The sequence below is a fragment of the Sphingomonas sp. R86521 genome, assembly GCF_042466235.1.
Taxonomy (GTDB): Bacteria; Pseudomonadota; Alphaproteobacteria; order Sphingomonadales; family Sphingomonadaceae; genus Sphingomonas.
Genome location: NZ_JAXHBY010000001.1, coordinates 2,435,406 through 2,459,840 on the forward strand (window position 1 = coordinate 2,435,406; position 24,435 = coordinate 2,459,840).

At 65.8% G+C, this 24,435-nt stretch carries 19 protein-coding genes and 1 tRNA gene; 11 read left to right on the forward strand and 9 right to left on the reverse strand.

Features of this window, described 5'->3' with window-relative positions; genetic code table 11:
- Positions 1–17 precede the first annotated feature (17 nt).
- Both SJY20_RS11260 and dxs read right to left on the reverse strand, forming a co-directional pair.
- Entirely contained in the window at positions 18–4,868 is a 4,851-nt protein-coding gene (locus SJY20_RS11260; protein WP_380787019.1) for a Calx-beta domain-containing protein, read from the reverse strand.
- A 157-nt stretch (positions 4,869–5,025) separates the two neighbouring features.
- Complete coding sequence (gene dxs, locus SJY20_RS11265; RefSeq protein ID WP_380787020.1) at positions 5,026–6,951, reverse strand: 1-deoxy-D-xylulose-5-phosphate synthase; 1,926 nt, start codon at positions 6,949–6,951, stop codon at positions 5,026–5,028.
- Between the two features lie 66 nt (positions 6,952–7,017).
- On the opposite strand from dxs, the gene SJY20_RS11270 reads away from it, so the two are divergent.
- Positions 7,018–7,575, forward strand: coding sequence for a GNAT family N-acetyltransferase (locus SJY20_RS11270; RefSeq protein WP_380787021.1), 558 nt, complete (start codon positions 7,018–7,020; stop codon positions 7,573–7,575).
- Positions 7,576–7,696: 121 nt separating this feature from the next.
- Here SJY20_RS11270 and SJY20_RS11275 read toward each other — a convergent pair whose 3' ends face one another.
- Positions 7,697–8,161: a Fur family transcriptional regulator gene (locus SJY20_RS11275; protein ID WP_380787022.1), complete on the reverse strand. Its 465-nt coding sequence runs from the start codon at positions 8,159–8,161 to the stop codon at positions 7,697–7,699.
- A gap of 61 nt (positions 8,162–8,222) precedes the next feature.
- Here SJY20_RS11275 and SJY20_RS11280 point away from each other — a divergent pair, with 61 nt between their 5' ends.
- The 8 genes from SJY20_RS11280 (at position 8,223) to SJY20_RS11315 (ending at position 15,757) form a co-directional block, all read left to right on the forward strand.
- Entirely contained in the window at positions 8,223–9,260 is a 1,038-nt protein-coding gene (locus SJY20_RS11280) for a COX15/CtaA family protein (RefSeq protein ID WP_380787023.1), read from the forward strand.
- A 123-nt stretch (positions 9,261–9,383) separates the two neighbouring features.
- Positions 9,384–9,863: a 50S ribosomal protein L13 gene (gene rplM, locus SJY20_RS11285; RefSeq protein WP_332781816.1), complete on the forward strand. Its 480-nt coding sequence runs from the start codon at positions 9,384–9,386 to the stop codon at positions 9,861–9,863.
- Positions 9,863–10,420, forward strand: a complete 558-nt coding sequence (rpsI, locus tag SJY20_RS11290; RefSeq protein WP_380787024.1) for a 30S ribosomal protein S9 — start codon at positions 9,863–9,865, stop codon at positions 10,418–10,420. Before rplM ends, rpsI begins: the two co-directional genes overlap by 1 nt.
- Before the next feature lie 463 nt (positions 10,421–10,883).
- Positions 10,884–11,612 (forward strand): hypothetical protein, encoded by a 729-nt coding sequence (locus SJY20_RS11295; RefSeq protein ID WP_380787025.1) that lies wholly within the window; start codon positions 10,884–10,886, stop codon positions 11,610–11,612.
- A 166-nt stretch (positions 11,613–11,778) separates the two neighbouring features.
- On the forward strand, positions 11,779–13,206 hold the full coding sequence (gene cysS / locus SJY20_RS11300) for a cysteine--tRNA ligase (RefSeq protein WP_380787026.1): 1,428 nt from the start codon (positions 11,779–11,781) through the stop codon (positions 13,204–13,206).
- Entirely contained in the window at positions 13,203–14,141 is a 939-nt protein-coding gene (locus tag SJY20_RS11305) for a D-2-hydroxyacid dehydrogenase (RefSeq protein WP_380787027.1), read from the forward strand. Before cysS ends, SJY20_RS11305 begins: the two co-directional genes overlap by 4 nt.
- Before the next feature lie 93 nt (positions 14,142–14,234).
- Entirely contained in the window at positions 14,235–15,608 is a 1,374-nt protein-coding gene (locus SJY20_RS11310) for a class II 3-deoxy-7-phosphoheptulonate synthase (protein ID WP_380787028.1), read from the forward strand.
- A gap of 74 nt (positions 15,609–15,682) precedes the next feature.
- Positions 15,683–15,757, forward strand: a tRNA-Glu gene (locus SJY20_RS11315).
- A gap of 340 nt (positions 15,758–16,097) precedes the next feature.
- Here SJY20_RS11315 and SJY20_RS11320 read toward each other — a convergent pair.
- Positions 16,098–16,277, reverse strand: coding sequence for a hypothetical protein (locus tag SJY20_RS11320; RefSeq protein ID WP_380787029.1), 180 nt, complete (start codon positions 16,275–16,277; stop codon positions 16,098–16,100).
- A 556-nt stretch (positions 16,278–16,833) separates the two neighbouring features.
- Between SJY20_RS11320 and SJY20_RS11325 the strand changes: the two genes are divergently transcribed.
- Complete coding sequence (locus tag SJY20_RS11325; protein WP_380787030.1) at positions 16,834–17,124, forward strand: hypothetical protein; 291 nt, start codon at positions 16,834–16,836, stop codon at positions 17,122–17,124.
- A 724-nt stretch (positions 17,125–17,848) separates the two neighbouring features.
- Here SJY20_RS11325 and SJY20_RS11330 read toward each other — a convergent pair.
- The 5 genes from SJY20_RS11330 to SJY20_RS11350 all read right to left on the reverse strand — a co-directional run bounded on the left by SJY20_RS11330 (position 17,849) and on the right by SJY20_RS11350 (position 23,181).
- Entirely contained in the window at positions 17,849–18,391 is a 543-nt protein-coding gene (locus SJY20_RS11330) for a hypothetical protein (protein WP_380787031.1), read from the reverse strand.
- Between the two features lie 103 nt (positions 18,392–18,494).
- The gene (locus tag SJY20_RS11335; protein WP_380787032.1) at positions 18,495–18,713 is read right to left on the reverse strand and encodes a hypothetical protein; all 219 of its coding nucleotides are present in this window, start codon (positions 18,711–18,713) and stop codon (positions 18,495–18,497) included.
- A 147-nt stretch (positions 18,714–18,860) separates the two neighbouring features.
- Complete coding sequence (locus tag SJY20_RS11340; protein WP_380787033.1) at positions 18,861–20,339, reverse strand: PepSY domain-containing protein; 1,479 nt, start codon at positions 20,337–20,339, stop codon at positions 18,861–18,863.
- Entirely contained in the window at positions 20,336–20,899 is a 564-nt protein-coding gene (locus SJY20_RS11345; protein WP_380787034.1) for a hypothetical protein, read from the reverse strand. The genes SJY20_RS11340 and SJY20_RS11345 overlap by 4 nt, the downstream gene beginning before the upstream one ends.
- Positions 20,896–23,181, reverse strand: a complete 2,286-nt coding sequence (locus tag SJY20_RS11350) for a TonB-dependent receptor (RefSeq protein WP_380787035.1) — start codon at positions 23,179–23,181, stop codon at positions 20,896–20,898. The genes SJY20_RS11345 and SJY20_RS11350 overlap by 4 nt, the downstream gene beginning before the upstream one ends.
- Before the next feature lie 232 nt (positions 23,182–23,413).
- Here SJY20_RS11350 and SJY20_RS11355 point away from each other — a divergent pair, with 232 nt between their 5' ends.
- A complete protein-coding gene (locus tag SJY20_RS11355; protein ID WP_380787036.1) occupies positions 23,414–24,397 on the forward strand; it encodes a LacI family DNA-binding transcriptional regulator in 984 nt (327 codons plus the stop codon).
- Positions 24,398–24,435: the final 38 nt, after the last annotated feature.

Consider the following 24,435-nt stretch of genomic DNA (forward strand, 5'->3'; position numbering starts at 1 on the left):
GCGCAGGACGGTGCAAGTTACGCCCAGAGGATGTCCGTCGGTGCCACGACCTGTTCGCCGAGGAAGCCGATGTGCATGTCGATCGTGCCGTCGCCGCCCAGATCGACATCGACGTAGCTCAGCCCGCCGAAATGCGTGATGCTGAACGAATCCGCCGCACCGGTGCGCACCGCGAGCAGGTCGATCCGGTCGACCCCGGTTTCGAAATCGGCGATCACGTCGTAGCTTGCGACCGTCGAGTCCGCCGCCTGGGTGTAGCGGAAGGTATCCGCGCCAGCGCCGCCGAACAGCGTATCGCTACCCACGCCACCCTGCAGCACGTCGTTGCCAAGCTCGCCGAACAGCACGTCGTTGCCCTGCCCGCCGAACAGCGTGTCGTTGCCGGCGCCACCGAGCAGCGTATCGTTGTCCTGGTTGCCGTACAGCGTGTCGTTACCCGCGCCGCCGATCAGCGTGTCGGTGCCGAAGCCACCGATCAGGACGTCGTTGCCGGCTTCGCCGAACAGGATGTTGGCGTTGGCATCGCCGGTCAGGGTATCGTCGAAGCGCGAACCGACCAGCTGCTCGATGCCGATCAGCGTATCGGTCCCGGCGCCGACGGTGTTCTGCGCCTGGTCATGCAACAGCAGCGAGACGGTTACGCCCGCCGAGGAATTGACGTAGCTGGCCGCGTCGTTGCCGTCGCCGCCGTTCAGGATGTTGATGCCCTTGCCGCCTTCGAGCACGTCGTCACCGGTGCCGCCGGTGAGGGTGTCGTCGCCCTGCCCGCCGTACAGCTGGTCGTTACCCGCGCCGCCATCCAGCGCGTCGTTGTCCTGGTTGCCGTACAGGATGTCGTTGCCGTCGCCACCGATCAGCGTGTCGTTGCCGGTGCCGCCGTTGAGGATGTCGTTGCCCAGATTGCCCTGCAACACGTCGTCACCCGCGTCGCCGTACAGCACGTCATTGCCCTGGCCACCGTAAAGCGTGTCGTTACCGTCACCGCCGTGGACGATGTCGTTGCCCTGGTTGCCGAACAGCGTGTCGTTGCCGGCCTGGCCATAGAGCGTGTCGTTGCCGAGCAGGCCGTTGATGGTGTCGTTGCCCGCGGTCCCGGTCAGGGTGTCGTCGCCGGCGGTGCCGTTGACGATGCTCGGCAAGGCGAAGCGTCCTACGACCTGGTCATGGTCGGTGGCGCGGCCGGCCGAGTCCGGCTGCTCGGCGTTGTAGTGCACGACATCGAACTGCGCGCCGTTGAGCAGCCCGCCGGTGACGATGATGTTGTCGAACGCCTGGACGTTGCCCTCGAACAGGTACGAGTAGCGCTCCTCCTCGGGCAGCAGCGTGTACAGGTTGGTGAGCACGCCGCCCGCGGTCAGCGCCTGCTGACCGGTCTCGTAATAATAGCCGTTGAAGTCGCCCATGATCGCGACGTTCAGCGCCGGGTCGGCAGCAAGCAGGCCGTCGACATAGGTCCGCAGCTGGACGTTCTGCGCGGTGCGCGCGCCGTCACCGGCCTGGTTCGCCGGCTGGGTGTCGCCGAATGCCTCGTCAGATCCGCCACGCGAGGTGAAGTGGACGTCGATCGCGGTGACCTTCTGCCCGTTGAACAGGAAGTCGGCGGCAAGCGGCGAGCGCGTGCCGACATAGGCGGAACCGCCGACCGTGACCGCGCTACCCGCGACATAGTCAACGCGGGCGTCGTTGTAGAGATAGCCGTTGCGGATGTTACCGCCTGGTTCGCCACCAGTCGAATTTGCCGTGGTGGGCGCGACCTCGACATAGCTGTAGGTCGGACCGCCGGCCGCGATGATCGCGTCGATCAGCGCCTGCGCGGTGGCTTGCCCCGACAGGTTGGCCCCGTTGCCGGCGCCATCGGCGTCCTGGATTTCCTGCAGGCCGATGATGTCGGGTGCACCCAGCGCGTATCGCACTTCGTTGGCGAGCAGATTGAACTTCACCGCGCCATCGCCCGGATCCAGATTCTCGACGTTGAAGCTCGCGATCGTCAGGTGATCGGCGTCGCCGACCAGCGTCGTGGTCTCGCGCGTCGGCGGCGCTGCGTCCTGCAGCACGGTCACCGCCTCGGTCACCAGCACTTCATAATTGGAGAAGGCGTAGTTCATGATGCCGGTGACGTTGCTCAGCACGTCGCCCTGGGTATGCGCGGGGACGTAGCCGGCGAACAGGTCGCTGTCGGCGTCGATCTGCAGCCGCTCCGGGTTGGCGTCGCCTGCCGAAAGCGTGATGCCGCCGCGGTCGTTGAGTCCGGTCGCGCCGACGCCCGCCGAAGCCACGACATAGGTCTCGCCGAATTCATTGGTCGCGCTGACGACCTGCGGCGTCTCGACAGTGACGCGCATGCCCTCCATGCTCTCGTAGAAATCGATGCCGTCGGTCGCAGGATCGAACGAGGTGAAGTTGTCGTCGTCGATCACTTCGCTCGGCGGCAACAGGCCGCCCGCACCGATGATGATCGCATCGGGCAGCGCGTTGTCGTGCGACACCACGGTCAGGTTGGTCGGGTTGGTGAGCTCGGTGACGCTGAGCGATCCGGCGGCCGCAACGAATTCGGCGACCGTGCCGCTGACGTTGACGAGGTCGCCGACGCGTACCGTCGGTGCAGTCGAGGTGAAGACCAGCACGCCGTCCGAGGTCGCACGGTTGCCGTCGCCAACCTGCGACTGGATGTAATAGCCGTTATTGTCGACCGCGGTGACGATGCCGGTCGTGGTGACGAGCTGCCCCACATAGGCCGAGCGATGGCCAGCACCCTGGATGTCGTAGATGCCCAGCGTCAGCGGATCGTCGTTGACGATCGTGCCGACCGCGGTGCCGTCGGAGATCGTGATGTTGCCGACCGCGTTGCCGATATCGATCCCGAAGGTCTCGTTGAATTCGCCGACGGTGTCGCCAGCGATGCCGATGACGATCTGCTGCGACGACACGCCGGCCGCAAAATTGACCGTGCCGAACGTCGGCGTACCCGGCGCCAGGTCGGCGGCGTCGGCGTTGCCGTTCAGGTGGAGCGTATAGTCGACCGACGCCGCGGTGGCGCCGCCGCCGGCGCGCGTCACGGTGAACACCATCTGCGTGACGCCGCTATTGCCCTCCTGCACGCTCGCGTCCGAGATCCGCACGAAGCCCGGCGAAGTCGCGGACAGGAAGTTCTGGCCGGCGTTGATCGCGCCGAAGGTGTTCTGCTGTGCGCTGGCCCAGCTGAAGTCCGAATAGTTCGATCCGTCACCGGTCAGCTGCAGCGAGAAGCCGTCGGCGACGCTCTCCTCGGACACGCCGATGTCGGTGCTGACCATGCCGGCGGCCGCACCCGCGGTCGCGGTCATCACGCCTTCGTAGGACAGGAACTGGATGACGGTCCCGCCGGGGCCGACCAGCGCGATGCCGTCCGGCGATCCGTTCTGGATGCCGCCTGCGGGGCCGGCGAAGGACAGCGTACCATAGCCGTCGTCCTGGTCGCCGATCACGCCGCTGAGCGTCTGCGTCGCGTACACGCCGCCGCCATTGCCGTTGTAGAATACCAGCGAATAACCGGTCAGGTCGGTCCCGGCGACGCCGGCGACCTCGACGGCTTCGCCAGCGTCGGTGCCGGCGTCGTCATAGTGGATCTCGTTGATGAAGACGTTGGCGGCATCGTCGTTGCGGATCGTGCCGATCGCGGTGGCGTCGCCGAGCGTCGCGCCGACCGGGGCGGTGAGCGTGACGCCGAAGGTCTCGTCGCCCTCGATACGGACGTCGCCGGCGATCTGGACGATCACGCTGGCGGTGGTTGCGCCAGCCGCGAAGCTGACCGTGCCCGTCATCGGCTGCGAACCGAGGTCGTCTGCGCTGGCGGTACCGTTCAGGATGATTTCATAGCTTGCCGAGGCGGCACCGGCGGCGTCGCCGTCGCGCGTGACCGTGAAGGTCAGCGCGGTGGTGCCGGCATTGCCTTCGACGATCGCAGCGTCGGCGATCGACAGCGTCGCGGCTGCCGTATCTGCATCGTCGTTGACGATCGTGCCGGTCGCGATGCCGCGGGTGAACGTCCCCGCCGACGCGTTCGACAGCGCGACCAGGAAGGTCTCGTTCGATTCGAACTGCGTATCGCCGACCACCGAGACGGAAATCCGCGCTTCGGTCTGACCGTCCGCGAACGACACCTGGCCACCCAGCGGGCCGGTCAGGTCGGCGGCATCGGTGGTGTCGGCTGCGACCGCATAGTCGAACGTCACTGCGCCGCTGCTGCCACCGGCGCGCGTGACGACGAATTCGATCGTGGTGGTACCGGCATTGCCCTCGACGACGCTGGCATCGGCGATCGAGAAGCTGCCGACCGCAGCGGCACCGCCGACGGTGAAGCCTGCGGGATAGGTGACGCCAGCGGTATCGTTCTGCGTCCACAGCGTTTCGTCGGCGATGTTCGCCAGGATCTGTTCGCGCGTGCCGGTCAGCGGGCCGGTGTACGCGGCGTTGTCCGCGGCGAACGCAAGCGCGTTCTCACCGAAGGTCAGCCCGGTCGGCACCGCCGAGGTGTTGGTGTTAATCGCGTCGGGCGCATAGGTCGCGTTCCCGTCGGCGAAATCGACCGCGAACAGCAGGTTGGGCGCGGTCGCAGGGCCAGTATACGCGATGATCGAGTCACCGGTCGTCGACGGATTGAACGAAGACGTCAGCCCGGAGATCGTGACGACGGTGCCGATCGCGGTACCGGCTGGCACGGTATAGGATACGACGCCCTCGCCTGCGCGGAACCCGCCGGCGGCGAGCCAGCCATTATCGGTGAAATTGATCGTCTGTCCCGCAAGGTCCGCGAGGATCACGAAGGAGAAGGATTTGACACCGGTATCCGCACCGAACCCGACGACCGCAATATCACCCAGAATAGCCATGCCTGTAGAACCCCTGTTTGCATTCCCCGGCCTCGCAGCCGAATCGAATCGACGAACATCACCGCGCTAAAGTGACGTCATTCCCGCGACATGGCAGCGAGATGCAACAGATTCGTGACACTGACGTCATTACGTCGTCACGTTGGGTTCGTTTTTATCAGGCTCGGGCGATGTCCGACAGCGGCGCGCGATTGTGGCGCAGTGCCTTCAGGACGGTATCGACGATCGCATCGGCATCCAGACCGGCCTGCGTATACTGGACGTCGGGCTTGTCCTGGTCCTGGAATACGTCGGGCAGGCGCAAGGTCCGGATTTTGAGCCCGACATCGGTCAGGCCCTCATCCGACGCAAGCGTCAGCACATGCGCGCCGAAGCCGCCGACCGCGCCCTCTTCGATCGTCAGTGCGACCTCGTGCGTGACCAACAGCTTGCGGATCAGCGCCTCGTCGAGGGGCTTGGCGAAGCGCAGGTCGGCGACGCTGGTGCTCAGGCCCTTTGCCTCGAGGATGTCGGCGGCCTTCAGGGCTTCCTCCAGGCGCGTGCCGAGGCTGAGGATCGCAACCGTCTTGCCCTCGCGGACCATGCGGCCCTTGCCGATTTCGAGCAGCTGCGGCGTCTCTGGCAACGCCACGCCGGTGCCGTTGCCGCGCGGATAGCGCACCGCGATCGGCCCGCTGTCGTGCTGCGCGGCGGTGTGCGTCATATGGACGAGCTCGGCCTCGTCCGCCGCCGCCATCACGACGAAATTGGGCAACGTGGCTAGGTAGGTGACGTCGAACGACCCGGCATGCGTCGCACCATCGGCGCCGACCAGCCCGGCGCGGTCGATCGCGAAGCGGACCGGCAGGTTCTGGATCGCGACGTCGTGGACGACCTGGTCATAAGCGCGCTGCAGGAAGGTCGAATAGATCGCGCAGAACGGTCGCATCCCCTGTGCGGCGAGACCGGCGGCGAAGGTGACGCCGTGCTGCTCGGCGATGCCGACGTCGAAGAAGCGATCGGGATAGGCCTTCGCGAACGCATCGAGCCCGGTGCCCGACGGCATCGCCGCGGTGATTGCGCAAATCCGCGGATCGTTCGCCGCTTCCTTGAGCAGCTGCGCACCGAACACGTTCTGGTATTGCGGCGGTCCCGGTGGTGCCTTGGTCTGGACGCCCGAGATCACGTCGAACTTCTGCACACCGTGATACTTGTCCGCGGCCGCCTCGGCGGGGGCATAGCCCTTGCCCTTCTTGGTCACGACATGGACCAGGATCGGGCCTTCCTCGGCGTCGCGGACGTTTTCGAGCACCGGGATTAGATGCTCGAGATTATGGCCGTCGATCGGGCCGACATAATAGAAGCCGAGCTCCTCGAACAGCGTGCCCCCCATCGTCATCCCGCGCGCGAATTCGTCGGTCTTGCGCGCCGCTTCGGCGAACGGCCGCGGCAGTTTCCGCGCCAGCCGCTTCAACTGTTCGCGCAGGCCCAGGAAGCCGCGACTCGAGACGATGCGGCTGAGATACGCCGACAGCCCGCCGACCGGTGGCGCGATCGACATGTCGTTGTCGTTGAGGATCACGACCAGCCGGTTGCCCGCGGCCTGCGCGTTGTTCATCGCCTCATAGGCCATGCCGGCCGACATCGATCCGTCGCCGATCACCGCGATCGCCTTGCCGGGCTTGCCGGCGATCTTGTTGGCGGTCGCAAATCCCAAAGCGGCCGAGATTGAGGTCGAGGAATGCGCGGCGCCGAACGGGTCGTATTCGCTTTCCGACCGCTTGGTGAAGCCGCTGAGACCGCCGCCCTGGCGAAGCGTGCGGATTCGATCGCGGCGGCCGGTCAGGATCTTGTGCGGATAACATTGATGGCCGACGTCCCACACCAAAGTGTCGCGCGGCGTGTCGAACACATAGTGGATCGCGGTGGTCAGCTCGACCACGCCCAGCCCCGACCCGAGATGCCCGCCAGTGGTGCCCACCGCGGAAATCGTCTCAGCGCGGAGCTCGTCGGCGAGCTGGCGCAGCTGGTCGGGCTTTAAGGCACGGAGGTCGGCAGGATTCGTCACCGTGTCGAGCAGCGGCGTTGCAGGCAAATCGGACATCTGAACAGCTTAACGCAGCCGACGTATCGTGTCGATTGTTACCGATCGTCGCGCTACGATAGCGACATGACGGACTTCACGCATCGCCCCGCCACCGAGGCGGACATTCCTGCGATCGCCGCGCTGATGGCGCGCGCGATCGATCGGTTGCAGGACGCCTTCCTGACCCCCGCGCAGGTCGTCGCGAGCCGCGCGGTGATGGGACTGGACACCCAGCTGATCGCCGACCGGACCTACCTGCTGGTGCATGATTCGAACGGGATTCTGGTCGGTTGCGGTGGGTGGAGCCGGCGGGCGACGCTGTACGGCGGCGATCACAGCGCATCGCTCCGCAACGCCGCGCTGCTCGATCCGGCGACCGATGCGGCACGGATCCGGGCGATGTACACCGATCCGGACCGCACCCGCCAAGGGATCGGGCGACTGATCCTGTCGTTGTGCGAGGCCGCGGCGCGCGACGCCGGATTCGACCGCGCGGAAATGATGGCGACGCTGGCGGGCGAGCCGCTGTACCGGTCGTGCGGCTATGCGCCGATTGAGTGGATCGAGACACCGGGGGATACGCCGGTGCCGATGGTGCGGATGGGGAAAATGCTCGTCGCTCCAAGCCCTCCCCCGTCCTAACCCCCTCCACCCCCGTCATCCTGACGAAAGTCAGGACCCAGGGTTACGGGCGGCAGCGCTTGGGGCTCTGGGTCCTGACTTTCGTCAGGATGACGGAAGGTGGGTAAAAGAACGGAGTCCGTCAGACCGCGCAGGCCGCGCAAACCCCGCGCACTTCGATCACCGGTCGCACCGGCTCGAACCCCGCCGCCCGCGCCGCCCGGCGGACGCCCTGCGTGACCGGGTCGTCGTCGATATGCGTGGTCTGCCCGCACCGGTCACACACAAGGAAGATGCAGTCGTGGACGCAGTCGGGATGCGCGTTGGCGACATAGGCGTTGGCGCTCTCCACCCGCCGCGCGACGTTCGCCGCCACCAGCAGGTCGAGGATCCGGTACACGCTGTTCGCCGCGACTCGGCGCCCCTCGACCTTCGAGACCGCCTCCGCGATGTCATAGGCCGAGGCCGGCTTGTCGAACCCGGCCAGCGCGGCGAACACGCTCGCGCGCATCGCCGTCCACTGTTCGCCCGATTTCTCGAGCGCGGTGCGAGCGGCGGTGGTCAGGTCGTCGCCTTGCGGTTCGCGATGCTTGTGCGCTGTTGCCATGACGCGAACTTAAGGCCGTGCGCTGCTGGCAACAAGGCAGCGGTTCGCCTATGTCCTAGGCATGCTCCAGCCCAGTGCCGCCTTCATCAAGGTTCGTCCCCGCGCCGTCGCGATCTGGTTGTTCGTGGTCGCGGCGATGATCGTCGGAATCGTCGTGGTCGGCGGCATCACCCGGCTGACCAATTCCGGGCTTTCCATCACCGAATGGAAGCCGATCACCGGCATCATCCCCCCGCTAAACGCCGCGCAATGGCAGGCCGAGTTCGCCAATTACCAGCGCATCCCCGAATATACCCAGCTCAACAGCGGGATGACGCTGGCCGGGTTCAAGGCGATCTTCTTCTGGGAATATCTGCACCGCGCGCTGGCGCGGACGATCGGGCTGGCGTTCGCTGTCCCGCTGATCTGGTTCGCGCTGACCAAGCGGATCCCGGTCGGCTATGGCTGGCGGCTGACTGCGTTGCTGTCGCTCGGCGCATTGCAGGGTGCGGTGGGCTGGTGGATGGTCTCCTCGGGTCTCGCCGTGCGCACCGACGTCAGCCACATCCGGCTCGCCGTCCATCTGATGACCGCGCTGGTGACGCTGGCGGGGATCGTATGGACCGCGCTCGACCTCCTCGCGTTGCATCGGTCGCCGCTGGCCGCACCCGCTCGACTTGCGCGCCCGGCGATCGTCGCGCTGGCGCTGTTGTTCGTGCAACTGGTCTATGGCGCGTTCACCGCGGGGCTCGACGCCGGCTATGCGTTTGCGAGCTGGCCACTGATGGGCGACACGCTGTTCCCGGCCGGCGTGCCGATGCTGTCGCCCGGCTGGACCAACGCGGTGGACAACCCCGTCGTGGTGCAGTTCATCCATCGCTGGTTCGCCTTCGCCGCCGCCGCGGGCCTGCTGTGGCTCGCGGTCCGGGCGACCAAGGCGGGCAGCCAGGCCGGCTTCTACGTCGTCGGTCTGGTTACGCTGCAGGTCATGCTCGGGATCGCGACGCTGATGACCGGCGTGCAGATCGAGGTCGCGGTCGCGCACCAGGCCAACGCCGCGCTGCTGCTGATTGCCGCCGTGTTCGCAGCGCATGCAATCGGCCGTCCGCACATCGGGTAACATGGTACCCGTCAGCAAAGTGGCGGAATGCTTGACTTATCGACCCCCTTTGGACATTAGGCCCGCAATCGCGCTGGCCTTCGGACTGGTGCGCTTGCATTCAATCTGGAAGGTCAAACGCCCATGAAGGCGCTCATGAAGACCACCAAGTCGGCCAAGCCGTTCGAGGTGGAGAAGAAGTGGCATATTATCGATGCCGAAGGTCTGGTCGTTGGCCGTATGGCGTCGATCGTCGCCAACATCCTGCGCGGCAAGCACAAGGTGAGCTTCACCCCGCATGTCGATTGCGGTGACAACGTCATCATCATCAACGCCGACAAGGTCCGCTTCACGGGCAACAAGGCCGCGAAGAAGGTCTATTACCGCCACACCGGTTACGCCGGCGGCATCAAGGGCATCACCGCCGCCAAGGTCCTCGAAGGCCGCTTCCCGGAGCGCGTTCTCGAAAAGGCCGTCGAGCGCATGATTCCCCGTGGTCCGCTTGGCCGCGAGCAGATGCGCAACCTGCGCATCTTCAAGGGCACCGAGCATCCGCACGAAGCCCAGAACCCCGAAGTCCTCGACATCGGCTCGATGAACCGCAAGAACAAGGTGGGCAACTGATGTCCGACAACCGCCAGTCGCTCGCCGATCTCGCGAGCCTGACCAACACGCCTGCACCCGCAGCACCGACCGCTTCGACGGTTCCGGCTGCCGAAGGCGACATCCAGGCACCGGTCTCGAACGAGCCGGTCCGCGAGCCGATGCCGCTGCGCGAGCAGATCCTCGACAAGCAGGGCCGTGCCTATGCGACCGGTCGCCGCAAGGACGCCGTCGCACGCGTCTGGATCAAGCCGGGTTCGGGCAAGATCACGATCAACGGTCGTGACCAGCAGACTTATTTCGCCCGTCCGACGCTGCGCCTGGTGATCAACCAGCCCTTCACGATCGCCGAGCGCGATGGCGCCTACGACGTCGTCTGCACCGTCAAGGGTGGGGGTCTTTCGGGCCAGGCCGGCGCGGTCAAGCATGGCATCAGCCAGGCGCTGACCAAGTTCGAGCCGATCCTGCGCGCCCCCGTGAAGGCAGCAGGCTTCCTGACCCGCGACAGCCGCACCGTCGAGCGCAAGAAGTACGGCAAGGCCAAGGCCCGTCGCAGCTTCCAGTTCTCTAAGCGCTAAACGGCTCTTCAGTATCGCGTACGAAGGGGCGGTCCGGCAACGGGCCGCCCTTTTTCGTTTGCGGCCCGAGGCGCGGGTTTTCATCATTCGGGATCGGATGTTTCTGCGACCAGTCGCCGTTGACCCCGGCACGATAATGCGTGAACTGTCGATTTGTAAGAAACGTAACATGATCGAAGTTTAGGGGGCTGGCGTAATGCGGAAGCTGTTATCCGGGGTTGCCGCGTGCAGCTTGATCGTTCTCACGTCGGGTTGTGGCGGCGATGACGGGTCCGGTTCGGGAACGACGCCTCCCATCACCGTAACGCCGACGCCCTCCCCGACGCCGACCCCTGCGCCAACGCCGACGCCGACCCCCGCTCCCACCCCGACACCCAGTCCTACCCCCACGCCGACTTCCTATGTTTCGCCATGCGATCTTTCGCGCAATCAGGCGATCAATCTGAGCTTAGCTGCGCAGGTAGTGGCAAAGGGCGCTTTCGACTCACCCAGCGCCTATCGCTATTCGTCGGCCGCGGCCGCAATCGGCGATTTCGTCGCGACGCCGCTAGTCCTGCAACTCGACGCTGCGACCCGCAACGCGACGCTCTTGCGCGACGGCACCGCCCAGTCCGTGTTCACCGGAGCGCAGCGCGATACGCCGGCGCCGGGTGATCAGGGTGTCAGCTACACGGCGGGCGCCAACACCTTGGGGTTCGGGTGCGTCCCCACGCGCCTCGGTCTCGCCTACACGTTCACCGCCGCATACGGGGTCAACCTGCCCGACCCGGCGCCCGGTGCAACCGACGCGTCCCGGCTGATCCTGGTCGGGGGTGCCCGAACGCTATCGACCAGCGAACTGTCATCAGGCAGCTACGCGGCTGTCGTCGCACTCGGGGTCCTGTTCACCGGGACGACCAGTCGTCAGGATGCGACCGGCGGCGAGACCGTCAGCAACGTCACCTTCGACCTGCCGAGCGGCGTGCTGAAGGGAACGCTGAACGCTGTAGGCGACCGAGCCTACACGCTGAACTTCACCGCCACGCTGGTCCCGGGGACGACCCGGTTCGATGGAACCGTGACGACGGCCAGCGGCGCCACCGGAAAGCTCATCGGCGGCTTCTTCGGCCCGGGTGGTCGCGAGTATGGCTTCACGCTGGCGGTGGACGACGGCAACGCCCACTATACCGGCGCGAGCTACGGCAAGCGCTAGACCGGAAACGCTGCGGCGCCGGACCGTGGGCGGAGGCTTTATCCTTCCGCCTGCGGCTGGGCGATTCGATCGATGAAACGGAGCGGTGCGCTTGAATGATCGCGTAGCTCCGGTTGCGCGAGCCACCCCTTTGCCCCCTGCCCCTCACCCGGCTAAGGGTCGCGGCATGACCGGTGCTCCCCTTATGCTCTACAACAGCCTCACCCGCCAGATCGCTCCCTTCGTGCCGATCGACCCGGACCATGTCGGCATCTATTCCTGCGGGCCGACGGTCTACAATTACGCGCATATCGGCAACCTGCGCGCCTATGTCTTCACCGACACGCTGTCGCGTGTGCTGACGTGGAAGGGGTATGCGCTAACCCACATCATCAATATCACCGATGTCGGCCACCTGACGTCGGACGCCGACGTCGGCGACGACAAAATGGAGGCAGCCGCCCGCGCCGCTAACCAGGATATCTGGGCGATCGCAAGGCATTATACCGAGGCGTTCAAACGTAATCTGAGCGATCTTAACATCCGCGAACCGTCGCGCTTCCCGCTCGCCACCGACCATGTCGCAGAGATGATCGCGTTCGCCGAACGGATCGCCGACGTGCATTGCTACGTCCTGCCCGACGGCCTGTATTTCGATACTACGACCGTTCCGGACTACGGCAAACTCGCCCGCTCGCAGGACGATGTCGGCGAGGGCCGCATCGATCCCGTCGCCGGCAAGCGTCATCCGCAGGACTTCGCGATCTGGCGCACCTCGCAGCCGGGCGAAAACCGGCAGATGGAATGGGATTCGCCCTGGGGTCGCGGCGCCCCCGGCTGGCATCTCGAATGCTCGGTGATGAGCAAGAAATATTTGGGCGAACAGTTCGACATCCACACCGGCGGGATCGACCACCGCGAGATCCACCATCCCAACGAGATCGCGCAGAACCAGGCGGATTGCGCGTGCGCGGACACCGGCGCGAACCTCTGGATGCACAACAACTTCCTGGTCGAACGCTCTGGTAAGATGAGCAAATCCGGCGGCGAGTTCACCACGCTGCAGACGCTGGTCGACCGCGGTTTCCACCCGCTCGCCTATCGGCTGATGTGCCTGCAGGCGCATTATCGTAGCGAGCTGGAATTCTCCTGGCAGAATTTGGCGGCCGCGACGACACGGCTGAAGCGGCTGGCGATCACGGTCGACGCGTTGCACGCCCGTCCCGCAGGCGGCCCGTCGGGCAGTGCGGCTCCGTATCGCGACCGCCTCGACGAGGCGGTGTCGGACGATCTCGGCACGCCGCGTGCGCTGCCGATCCTCGACGAGCTGCTCGGCGACAAGCGCGTCTCCCCTGCCGACCGGCTGTCCGCGCTGGCTGATTTCGACGCGGTCCTCGGACTCGATCTACTGACGCTTCGCCGCGAGGACCTGCGTATCCGGCCGGTCGACGCGACGATCGACGAAGCGACCATCGACGAGCGCCTCGCCGAACGCCGCGAGGCGCGCGCCGCGAAGGATTTCGCTCGATCCGATGCGATCCGCGATTCGCTGACCGCCGCGGGGGTCGAGGTCATGGACGGCGATGCGCTTGCCTGGGATTGGAAATTGTCATGAAAGCCGTCCTCCCCGCCCTCGCCCGGCCGCTGCTCGAAGCCAGGCTGCCCAAAAACCTCGACGTCGCATGGTTCACCACACCCGACGACGCCAAGGCGATGATCGCCGACGCCGATATTGCCTGGGTCGACTTCCATCCTCAGGGCCTCATCCGCGACGCAGTCCGCGCGGCGGGTCCAAAGCTGAAATGGGTGTCGACGATCTATGCCGGACTGGACGCGTTCCCGCTCGACGTGATCCGCGAAAAGGGCGCGATCCTGACCAATGGTTCGGGCCTGAACGCCGACACCGTCGCCGAATATGCGCTGATGGGCGTGCTGGTCGCCGCCAAGCGGTTCGATCAGGTCGTCCGCGCGCAGGACCGCCGCGAATGGCCGAAGGACGCACCCGGCAAGCTGGTCCTGTACGGCAGCCGCGCGCTGGTCGTCGGCTATGGCACGATCGGACGGATGATCGGCGACCGGCTGACCGCGTTCGGTGTCGACGTGACCGGCGTCACCCGCAGCGGCCGCGACGGCACGCTAACCCCCGACGCCTGGGCGGCGCGGCTCGGCGGGTTCGACTGGGTGATCCTGGCCGCACCATCGACCGGCGCGACCAAGGCGGTGATCGGGGCCGAGCAGCTCGCCGCGATGAAGTCCACCGCTTGGCTCATCAACATCGCCCGCGGCGACATGATCGACGACGACGCCCTGGTCGCGGCTCTGCATTCGGGCGGGATCGCCGGTGCGTTCCTCGACCCTACCAATCCCGAACCGCTGCCAGCGGACCACCCGCTCTGGTCTGCGCCCAACGCGATGATCACGATGCATCTGTCTGGGCGCAGCCAGACCACGATGTTCACGCGCGGGGCAGCCTTGTTCGTCGAAAACCTGACCGCGTTCCTCGCCGGACAGCCAATGAAGAACGTCACCGACGCCACCGCCGGATACTGACCGCAGCAAGCCGCCCAAGCTTTCCTACGTTGCCAAGACCGGCGGACGGGCGCATGCCGCCTGCCACCTGAAAAAAGCGACGGAACGATCATCATGGCCGCGAACTGGGCCCCCGACAGCTGGACCCGAGGCGAAGCGCGCCAGCTTCCCACCTATCCCGACGCGGCCGCACTCGACGCCGCGACAGACACGCTGGCGACCTTCCCGCCGCTCGTGTTTGCCGGCGAGGCGCGCAACCTGACCGCCAGCCTTGCCGAAGTTGCTGCCGGGCGCGGCTTCCTGCTGCAGGGCGGCGATTGCGCCGAGAGCTTTGCCGAGCACAGCGCCAACAACATCCGCGACACCTTCCGCGTGATCCTGCAGATGGCGGTGGTGCTGACCTACGCCTCCAAGCTGCCGGTGGTGAAGCTCGGCCGCATGGCCGGCCAGTTCGCCAAGCCGCGCAGCACCGACACCGAGACGATCGACGGCGTCGAGCTGCCATCGTACCGCGGCGACAACGTCAACGACATCGCCTTTACCCCGGAAGCGCGCGCGCCAGACCCTCAGCGGATGATCCGCGCCTATTCGCAGTCGGCGGCGACGCTCAACCTGCTGCGCGCGTTCGCCAGTGGCGGCTATGCGAACCTGCACCAGGTGCATCGCTGGACGCACGACTTCATGGTCCGCAGCCCTTGGTCGAAGAAATACGCCGAGACCGCGGATCGGATCGGCGAAGCACTCGAGTTCATGGCCGCATGCGGCATTGACCCCGAAACCGTGCCGCAGCTGGCGCAGACGAACTTCTACACCAGCCACGAGGCGCTGCTGCTGCGCTACGAACAGGCGCTGACCCGGCAGGATTCGCTGACCGGCGACTGGTACGACACCTCGGCGCACTTCCTGTGGATCGGCGATCGTACCCGGTTCGAAGGCAGTGCCCATGTCGAGTATCTGCGCGGCATCGGCAACCCGATCGGCGTGAAGTGCGGCCCGAGCCTCGAGCCAGACGCGCTGTTGCGGATGCTCGACACGCTCAACCCCGGCCGCGTCCCCGGCCGCATGACGCTGATCACGCGCTACGGCTTCGACAAGATCGAGGCGCATCTGCCGAAACTGGTCCGCGCCGTCACCCGCGCCGGCCATCCGGTGGTGTGGAGCTGCGACCCGATGCACGGCAACGTCGTCAAGGCCGCCAACGGCTACAAGACGCGGCCGTTCGACCGCATCCTCGCCGAGGTCCGCGGGTTCTTCGCGGTGCACCGCGCCGAGGGCACGCACGCCGGCGGCATCCATGCCGAGATGACCGGGCAGAACGTCACCGAATGCACCGGCGGCGCGATCGACGTAACCGAACAGAGCCTCGCCGACCGCTACCACACGCACTGCGACCCGCGCCTCAACGCCAGCCAGAGCCTCGAGCTCGCGTTCCTGCTCGCGGAAATGCTCAACGCCGAAATGGCCGAGCGCAAGAAGGTCGCGGCCTGACAAAAACCGCCCCGGGGGCCCGCAACGTGCTTGACGCCCCCGGCGCGTTTCCGTAGACGCCCACCTCTGCTAACGGCCCCTTCGTCTAGCGGTTAGGACGACGCCCTCTCACGGCGTAAGCACGAGTTCGATTCTCGTAGGGGTCACCATTCTCTACCGAACCCGCGGAAGTCTCCCCGTTACTGTTGTTTAGCCTTATCTTGGTACAGCGGGACGAGCGATTGCGCAGCTCTGGCGGCATCGCGAGACTGACACGTACTCGCGGCGCCACAACCTAAAACCGCTGCGATAGATCGGCAGCCGGCAGTTCTAGCAGAAGTTGCTCGACACGAACGACCCCGTCCGTCTTCCGGAAAAGTCTCGACGCGGGTCGTGAAGGCGGGATTGCGCAAGGACGTCGCGTCCATGACCAAGCACATGATCGTCTGGGTGCAAGGGCGCCCGCGCCCATGGCGGTTTCCGCGACATCTAACGGGGTTTGGCCAACGACTAGCCCGTGGTCGAGGCGCTGAAGAGGGCGGTGGGCGCGAGCAGGGCGATCTGCACCTTCTCGCGTTGGCGCTGTACCGCCCGTCCGGGACCAGACTGCGGCCCGACATGTGGAAGGTTAGAAGTGGTGTCGGCGCTGGCGAACGCCGCGTCGGACAGCTTCACGCGCAGCTGACGCATGCGTCCAAGCAGCGCTGGCTCGAGACCAACATTGCCAGCGATGTTCGGATCGAGGGGGTGGTCGAAGAATGCCGGCGTCTACGCCGACTTCTGGACGGCAAACTCTCGCGGCTCATCGCGAGCGATCTGTTCATACGTTCGGCGGTTGGACGGAGAAGCGCGACTCCGTCGGCGATCTGGCATTGGCGAGCTCTTTCTCCTGGGGATCACGAACGGCAGACGCATCGAAGAGATCGGCCAGACTACGGGCTGCCTAGTTATCTGACCAGAGGCTCGGCCCGGCAAGAACTGATGCACCCAGCGACGTTGGACGGCTTGAGAAGCGGTTCAGTGCGATTTTTTGCGCAAACTCTTCCAGTTTCAACATAGGGCTTTTCGTTATTGTCAGTCCTGAGGCAGATAGCGGCTCGTGCATCCATTCATCGCGTCACAAATAGTCTGTTCGTCCTCTATCGTTGCCGTACGAATCGCCCTCGCCTAGGGCTTTTGAAACCGGAGCGCTGCCGACGATGCGCGTCGCGTTTTGAAATGTCGGGCCGCCAGCTGGCGTATGTCCATGCCGACGCGGATCCCGCTTGGCACGGGCGCAAAGCTGACCTCCATCGCGTTCACCTTTGCCTTGGCATGCATCGTCGCGCCGACGCCATTCGCGGGTGCGGCGCCGGAGACCATGGCCAAGCCATTCCTATCGGTGACCAGCTGCTTCTACAGCGCCACGGCGATACCGCGGGCCGGCGCCTCGGTCTTCGGGTCGAGTATCTGGCTACCGAGCCTAGGGGGCGACGAGGCGGGATTTCCGCCGATGGGCGCATCAGGCATCAGGCGGCATCGTGCAGACTGCAGTTAAGGTGGGATCAATAAGCGCCGGGTCCGCCATGCCAGTGGCGTGCCCCGCCTGAAGCGCTGTCTCCCGTGCCCCCTGCCAGTCGGAAATCGCCTGTCGCGCGCGCTTCGCATCCGGACGGTTGGAACCCGAGGCCGCAGGCTCCGACATCAAGCGCGCCGCAAGCGTTTCGGCAGTCATCTGCGTAGCAGTCGCCCCCCTCAAAGCCGTCGCGGCGCGCTCCGCGGGACTGCAGGGCCGGGACGCCGCCGATCCGCGGACGTCGCCATAACCTCTGGTGCCGGAGAGATCGGGCAGCGCCCGCGGACGACGTCCTCCATCGCGCTGCGATCAAGTTCGCGGCGCTCCTGCTCGGCTTCGGCGGTCGCGGCCTGGTCTAAATATAGGAGAAGGGCGGCTTCTGTACGCTTGGCGCTGACGGGACGAGCACCATCTCGTCCCGCTTGACGTGCCACGCACCCTGCGCGTCCCGATCCATCGCCCGGTAGCTCAACCACCAGTCGAACAGCCCGTCGAGCCTCCGAAGAAGCTCCGGCCCCGTCTCCGTCACACCCATGAGATAATACTGCCCGACCAGCGAGCCTTGCGTCGCGGTGCTTCCCTCAATCCGTAGGTTGCGGGTGCATGCTTCAAACTTGCCGCATCGGACCGGCTCAGCGCATCGAGCAAGTGGCAGTTCCTCCCCGGCGTGAAGTCCGCGAAGTCGTCCATTGTTAGAACGTTGCGACTACCCTGCGCAGTATAACTGGCGATCACGTCCGCATAGGTTGACCTGCCATCCTTTCGGTAGCGCGCCACCGAATCCGTCCCGGAGCAAATACCGCGAATTGCCTATATCGCAGCGCGTCAGAATGACCTCGCCGCGCACGACGGAGAGCTTGCCAATGAAGCTGTCGAGACTGAACTCCTGTGCGAAGGTGGCTGGAGGGAGATGGACGTCAGCAACGCGGCGCCAGTGCCTTGCCCCATTTGCGCACAGCGGCGCCCCGTGCTTGTCGAGCATCTCGAACCGGTAGCTGGAGCCGTGAAAAGTCTCGCTGGGATGCGTCGTCGCGTTGAAGGTGGTTCGCGGGACGACGACATGGCTGCCATAGCTTTCAATCTGCCCTGCTGGCTCGATGACGTGCTTTAGGATGCGCTCGCCCATGAACTTCCGGAACGGGGCCGCTACCTCGGCGCGCGCGCGGGTCATCGTGCCGGTGTCAATCAGCGCATCGACCATAGGTTCGGGGGAGATGGCGTTGGCGAACTGCTCCAGACGCGCAACCATCGCCGGATAGGGAACGTCGAGAACCCCGAGGAATCGTGTCGCTGGTAAAGCCGATCCGACGGGCGCGTTACGCGCCGGCAACCGCGACGGCGTGCGGCAATTCCTATTCGTTCATGAACGGGTTGTGCGAAGAAACCCGCTTCCAGCCGCGCCTCTGCACGAGGCGCCTCTCGCCGTCGATGGCCACCGCGAACTGCAGGTAGCTGGGCACATCGGCGCCGCAGTTTACCGCGTTGACTTCGGGCGTCGCTGCAGGACCGATAACCGCAAGGTCGGCGTGGTGAAGCGCCGAGGCCAGCGTCAGGACGTAGAGAAAGAGCATTCGCCATTCATAAACGTGCAGCCGGTTCTGCCAGCAGATGTGTAGCGCTCGCAGCTAAGGCAGCGTCGCGGGTGAAAGTCGAAGGACCGGCCGGCACCGCCTAACGGCGGCGCAGCGCAGCTTCGCTGTCGAGCGACTGCGGATTGGTCATCCCGCCACGGGTTTCCGTAACCCGATCAGGAGCCACCCGCCGGCGATCAGCAGGACGCCGTCGATCGCCAACCCCGTGCCGCCAAACGGCGCGACCACGAGATGAAGCAGCGCGAGCAGGACCAGCACGCCGCCGAGCCCGCGCCGCAGCCAGCGGGCGGCCACCGGTCCCTTGATCCAGCGGGATACGCCGGCGACCGCGAGAAGCCCGATCGTAGCGGCAAGCCACAACCACACCAGCGCCGCTCCCGCAGTCGGGATCGCAAGACCGAGCGCGCCGACTAATGCCAGCGAGAGCGGCTGGCCCCAGGCGACCGCTGCCCACAGCCGCTCCCATTGCGGCACGGCGCGGCCCCGGTCGCGGCGTCTTGCGAGCCAGATCGTCACCCCGCTCGACGTAAGGACGCACAACGCCAGACCGAGCAGGCCGTAGATCAGCCGTACCGGCAGCCCGCCAAACCAGCCGAAATGCAGCTGGCCGATCCCGCCGAGAATCTTGGTGCCTGCGGCGAGATCGCGCGGATGACGGTCCTGCACGACGCGCCCCCCGGCATCGAAGATCGTCGTGTCCTGCGGCACCAGCAGTCGGTCGCGTTCAGACGTAGCGGTCACTCGCGCATCGGCGCGGCCGGCGCGTTCGATGACGATCTGGTGCGGCTCGGCGCCCGACGCACGACGGCGGGCCTCCGCGAGCAACGGGCCGATGCGCGGTAGCGGCGCTGCGCCCGCATTCACCGCCGGTGGCGGCTCGACGAACAGCCCGTACACCTTGGCCGTATCGCCGCGGTAGAGCAGCATCGCGAGCGCGCCGACGATGATCGTGCTGAGACCCAGCAGCGCGCCGGTCAGCGCGATGACGATATGAAACGGCAAGGCCCAGATGCCGAGCCGGTTGTGCAGATCGGCCTCCTGCAACCGCCGCGATCCGCCGAGGCGCAGGTGGAAGGCGTCCTTGAAGATGCGGGGATGTGCGAGGATGCCCGAAATCAGCGACGACAGCAGTGCGACGCCGGCAAGTCCGACGAGGAACCCACCCCAACTGCGCGGCAGGTGAAGCGCGATATGCAGATCGAGCAGGAATTGCGAAACCGGAGTCGCCTGTGTCGTGAGATCGCCGACGGCGTCAATCGACCAGTCGCGATCGAAGGTCGGGCTGTAGGCCGTAATCGTTGCGCCTGGTTCGTTTGCCGAGGGTAGCGTGACGTACAGCGCGGCATCGGCGGGGGCGGCGCGCCTTGCCGTATCGATCGCGCGCGACAGTGGCGCTTCCCCGATTGCGGTAACAGCCGGAGTCCGCGGCTGCTCCCAATGCTGCAGGTCGTGCACGAACACGACCAGCGTGCCCGTAAGACAGATCAGATAGATGATCGCGGCGAAGGCGAGGCCGAGGATCCCATGACCGCTCAGCACCGCGCGCACGGTCGCGGACGATAGTGGCCAGCCGCGCGGGCGGTCGGACTTGGCGATTACGGTCATGCCATCCCTTTCAGCGCAGCGAGCGCGAACCCGGCGATCGTCGTACCCGTCAAGACGGCAAGCGAGCGTAGCAGCCGCTGGTCGGCCAGCGTCCATGTCATCGCCAGCGCCCAGGCGACCGGCATCAGCAACCCGCCGATGATGATGCGCGTACGCGGATCGCCCGGCGCCCAGGTGGCGTAGCAGAAGGCGAGACCCATCGCCGCGGTCATGCCGAGCGGTCCGGCCAGCAAGCCCTTGAGCCAGCCGCGCCACTGCCGCGACGGACCGTCCAGCGGTTCCGGGGCAAGCGACGCCCCCCGCCCGCTCCGCGCGCTGCGCCGTTCATAGCCGTGTGCGACCACCGCGAGCACGCCCAACCCGGCCGCACCGATAGCGATCGCCGTTCCCCTGACCGGCCCAATCCACAACGCGAGGCCCGCAATCGTAACGGCGATCAACCCCCAGCCGCCCGCTATCAGTCCCGGTCGCTCACGCGTCCTATCGGCCCAGGCGCGACGCAGCAGCACGGCGCCCCCGCCGCCGCCCGCCAAGCCGATCAGGGCCCCCAGCGCGCTCACAGGTGCAGTTCCAGACCCACGCCGAACGTTTGCGGATCGCCCAGGATCGCACGCCCGCTGCTCGCGAAATCATATTGCCTATAATGTTCGTCGAGCAGGTTGCGTGCGAAGACGAACGCGCTCCAGCCGGCGACGTCATACCCCAGCCGCGCGTTGACGACGGTGCGTCCCGGAAGCTTGCCCTGAACCTGTGTTACGCCAACATCGGTATAGACGGGTCCGCGATAATTGGCGTTCAGATTGCCACTGATACGCCCGACATGCGCGTTGACGCCGCCGGCCAGGGTCCAGTGCGGCGCGTAGGGGAACTCCGACCCTGCAAGGTCGACGGAGCCTGAAGACCCCGTTGGCAGATCGAAATCGTCGAACTTGGTACGGACATGGCCGAGCGACACATAGGCGTCGAGCATGCGGCTGAGCCGTCCCTGTGCCTCGAGCTCGAACCCGTAGAGGTGCGACTTGCCGGCATTCACCGTGTTGTAGTCATAGGCGTTGAGCCCGAAGAACGCGTTGGTCTGCTGGTTCTTCCAGTCGAAATAGAAGACGTTGGCGTTCACCGTCAGCCGACCGTCCAGCCAGCGAGACCGCAGCGAGCCCTCGTAATTCCAGCTATGTTCGGGATCGTACGGCGCCAGCAGCGCGCGCGCCGGGTTCTGGCTCGAACCGCCGGAGCGGTAGGCGCGCTGCACGGTGAAGGCGGTGGTCAAATCGGGGGTCCATTCCATGCTGATCCCAGCCTTGGGCAGGAAGGCATCGAAACTGCGCGCATTCGACGCGCGCGCCGACGACGCACTGGAGACGAGCCCCAACACGCCACGGTTGATCTGCTGCACCGCGATGTTCAGCAGCGAGCCCGGCGCGCCGAACGCGGTTGGGCTGGGCAGCGTGCCGGTGAAGGTCGCGGATGTCTCCGCGGTGTAGCGGTTCTCCTCGTGATCGTAACGGAAGCCCGCGATCAGCGACAGCCGATCGGTTACACGGTAGCGGCCATCGCCGAACAGCGCGGCGGTGCGCACGTTCTCCGACTGGTCACCGAGATAATAAACCGGAATCTGCGGCAGCACGGCGGCATAGGCGCTCGCGATCTGCCCCGCCGCGGCGGCAGGGAACCCGCCGCCCTGCAACAGCCCGCTGATCGTCGCGGTCGGCGTCGGGATGTTCAGCTGGTTCTCGGCATTGAGGCCGCCGGTCCGGCGATAGGCCCACGCGCCGAGCACGCCGCTCAACCGTTCGCCATCGTAATTCAGGCGAATTTCCTCGGTCCAGGTCCTGTAGCGGTTGAGGTTGTCGATCGTCTGAAGATCGGCGGCGGTGCCGTCGGAATCGATCACCGCGCGCGAACTGACGCGGTTGTGCGAGGTAACGCTCGACAGTCGTAGGTGCGGCGTGATTTCGTAGCCGACATTTAGCACGGCAATGTCGGACTTGATGTGTCCGCGGCTTGGCTGGTCGCCTGTGCTGATGCGGTGATCATAGAAATCGGGCACGTCGGTGCGCGAATATTCGTAGAGATAGCCGCCGTCACGCCGCACCCGGTTGTAGCTCGCCTGAACGTCCAGCCCCGGCAAGGCCGTCGGTGTCCATTTCAGCTTGCCACGCAGGTTGAGCGACCGCAGCGAATCGTCATAGCCGCCCCGCGTCACGTTCCGGATGATGCCGCGGTCGGAGCGCTGCTCCGCGGACAGGCGGAAGCCGAGTTCGTCGCGGATGATCGGTCCGCCGACCGCGGCCGAGAAGGTGCGATCGTTATGTTCGGTCCACAGAATCCGGCCATCGGCGCTGTATTCCGTCGTCAACGGATCGCGCGTCTTCAACACGACTGCGCCGGCGAGCGCATTAAGACCCTGGATCGTCGACTGCGGCCCGCGCAGCACTTCGACCTGCTGGATATCCCACAGGTCGGTCGGACCACCGAACAACGCCTCGCGCGGGATCGGCGCGCCATCGATATAGACGCTCGCCGTATCGGCGTTACCGCCCGCTCCTACGCCGGTGTTGCTGATCCCGCGGATCGTGAAACCCGCCGAACCATAGGTCTCTGACATATTGGCAGTGCGGTTATATACGTCCTGGATCGTCTGGATATTTTCGTCGCGGATCCGCTGCGGCGTCGTGATCGCGACGCTGGTCGGTGTCTGCTGCAGCGTCCGGTTCGATTTTTCGCCCGTGACGATGATGTCGTCGCCCTGCGGCTCCGCGGACGTCTGCGACGCCTGTTGCGCCCACGCGGGCGCTGTCCCGAACAGCGCCGCACCCGCCATCAAAATTACCATATCGCGCATGACAAATCCCCCTGACGCCGCCCCTAGCCAAATCTCTATTGCGAGGCAATATCATTTGAGCGAAGTGGTTTTGCGTGATGCGTAAGAAAGATCTCCCAAACCATTCGGCAATTCCGCCGTAAGGTGCATATCGAACATCCGACCCGAAGCGCTGTCTCGCTTCGCGCAATTGCATTCGGGCGCCGATCGTACGACGTGCACCATCAGGCGTATCGACGAGGATTATCAAGCAATGAAGCTCGCCGACCTCGCCGCCCTCGCAGGCGTTTCGACCGCGACGGTTTCGCGCGCGCTGGCGGGGCATTCTTCCGTCAATGCGCAGACTCGCGAGCGGATTCGCGTGTTGGCGCGCGAGCATGACGTCCGGCCGAACCAGCTTGCGCGCAACCTGCGGATGAAGAGCACCGGCGCGATCGGGCTGGTCCTGCCGCTCGGGCATGCGAAGACGCAGCATCTGACCGATCCGTTCTTCCTGTCGCTGCTCGGGTTCCTCGCCGACCTGCTGGTCGAGCGCGGCTATGACATCCTGCTGTCGCGGGTCATTCCGGATGCGGACGACTGGCTCGAACGGCTGGTCGACAGCGGGCGGATCGACGGCTTGCTGCTGGTCGGCCAGTCGGACCAGTTCACGGCGATCGAGCGGGTTTCGCAGCGCTATCGGCCGTTGATCGTGTGGGGCGCGAACCGTCCCGGCCAGCATCACCTGACGATCGGTTCGGACAATGTCGCGGGCGGGCGGCTGGCTGCGGAGCATCTGATCGGACAAGGCCGGCAGCGGCTGCTGTTCGTCGGCGACCCTGCCCCGCCCGAGTTTGCGGACCGGCTTGCGGGGTTCGCGGCGGCAGCGGACGGGGCCGGTATCCCGTACACTGTGCTGGCGACACCGATGAGTCCGGAAGCGGTTCATACGGCGGTCGCGGAGCATCTGGCTGGCGGTACAATTCCGGACGCCATCTTCGCCGCGTCGGACGTCGCCGCAATGAGCGTGTTGCGGGCGCTGGCGGAGGCCGGGATCGACGTTCCCGGCACGACGGCGGTCGTCGGCTATGACGACGTCTCCCTGGCAGCCCACACATCACCGTCATTGACGACGATCCGCCAGGACCTTGCGATGGGCGCCGAACTGATGGTCGACCGGCTTCTCAAGCGTATCGCCGGCGAGTCCGCCGAGTCCGCAATCGTCCCCGCTGTGCTTGTTGAGAGACAGTCCGCCTGATTCCTGCAATCGATTGTGAAAAGATGTTGCAATCGATT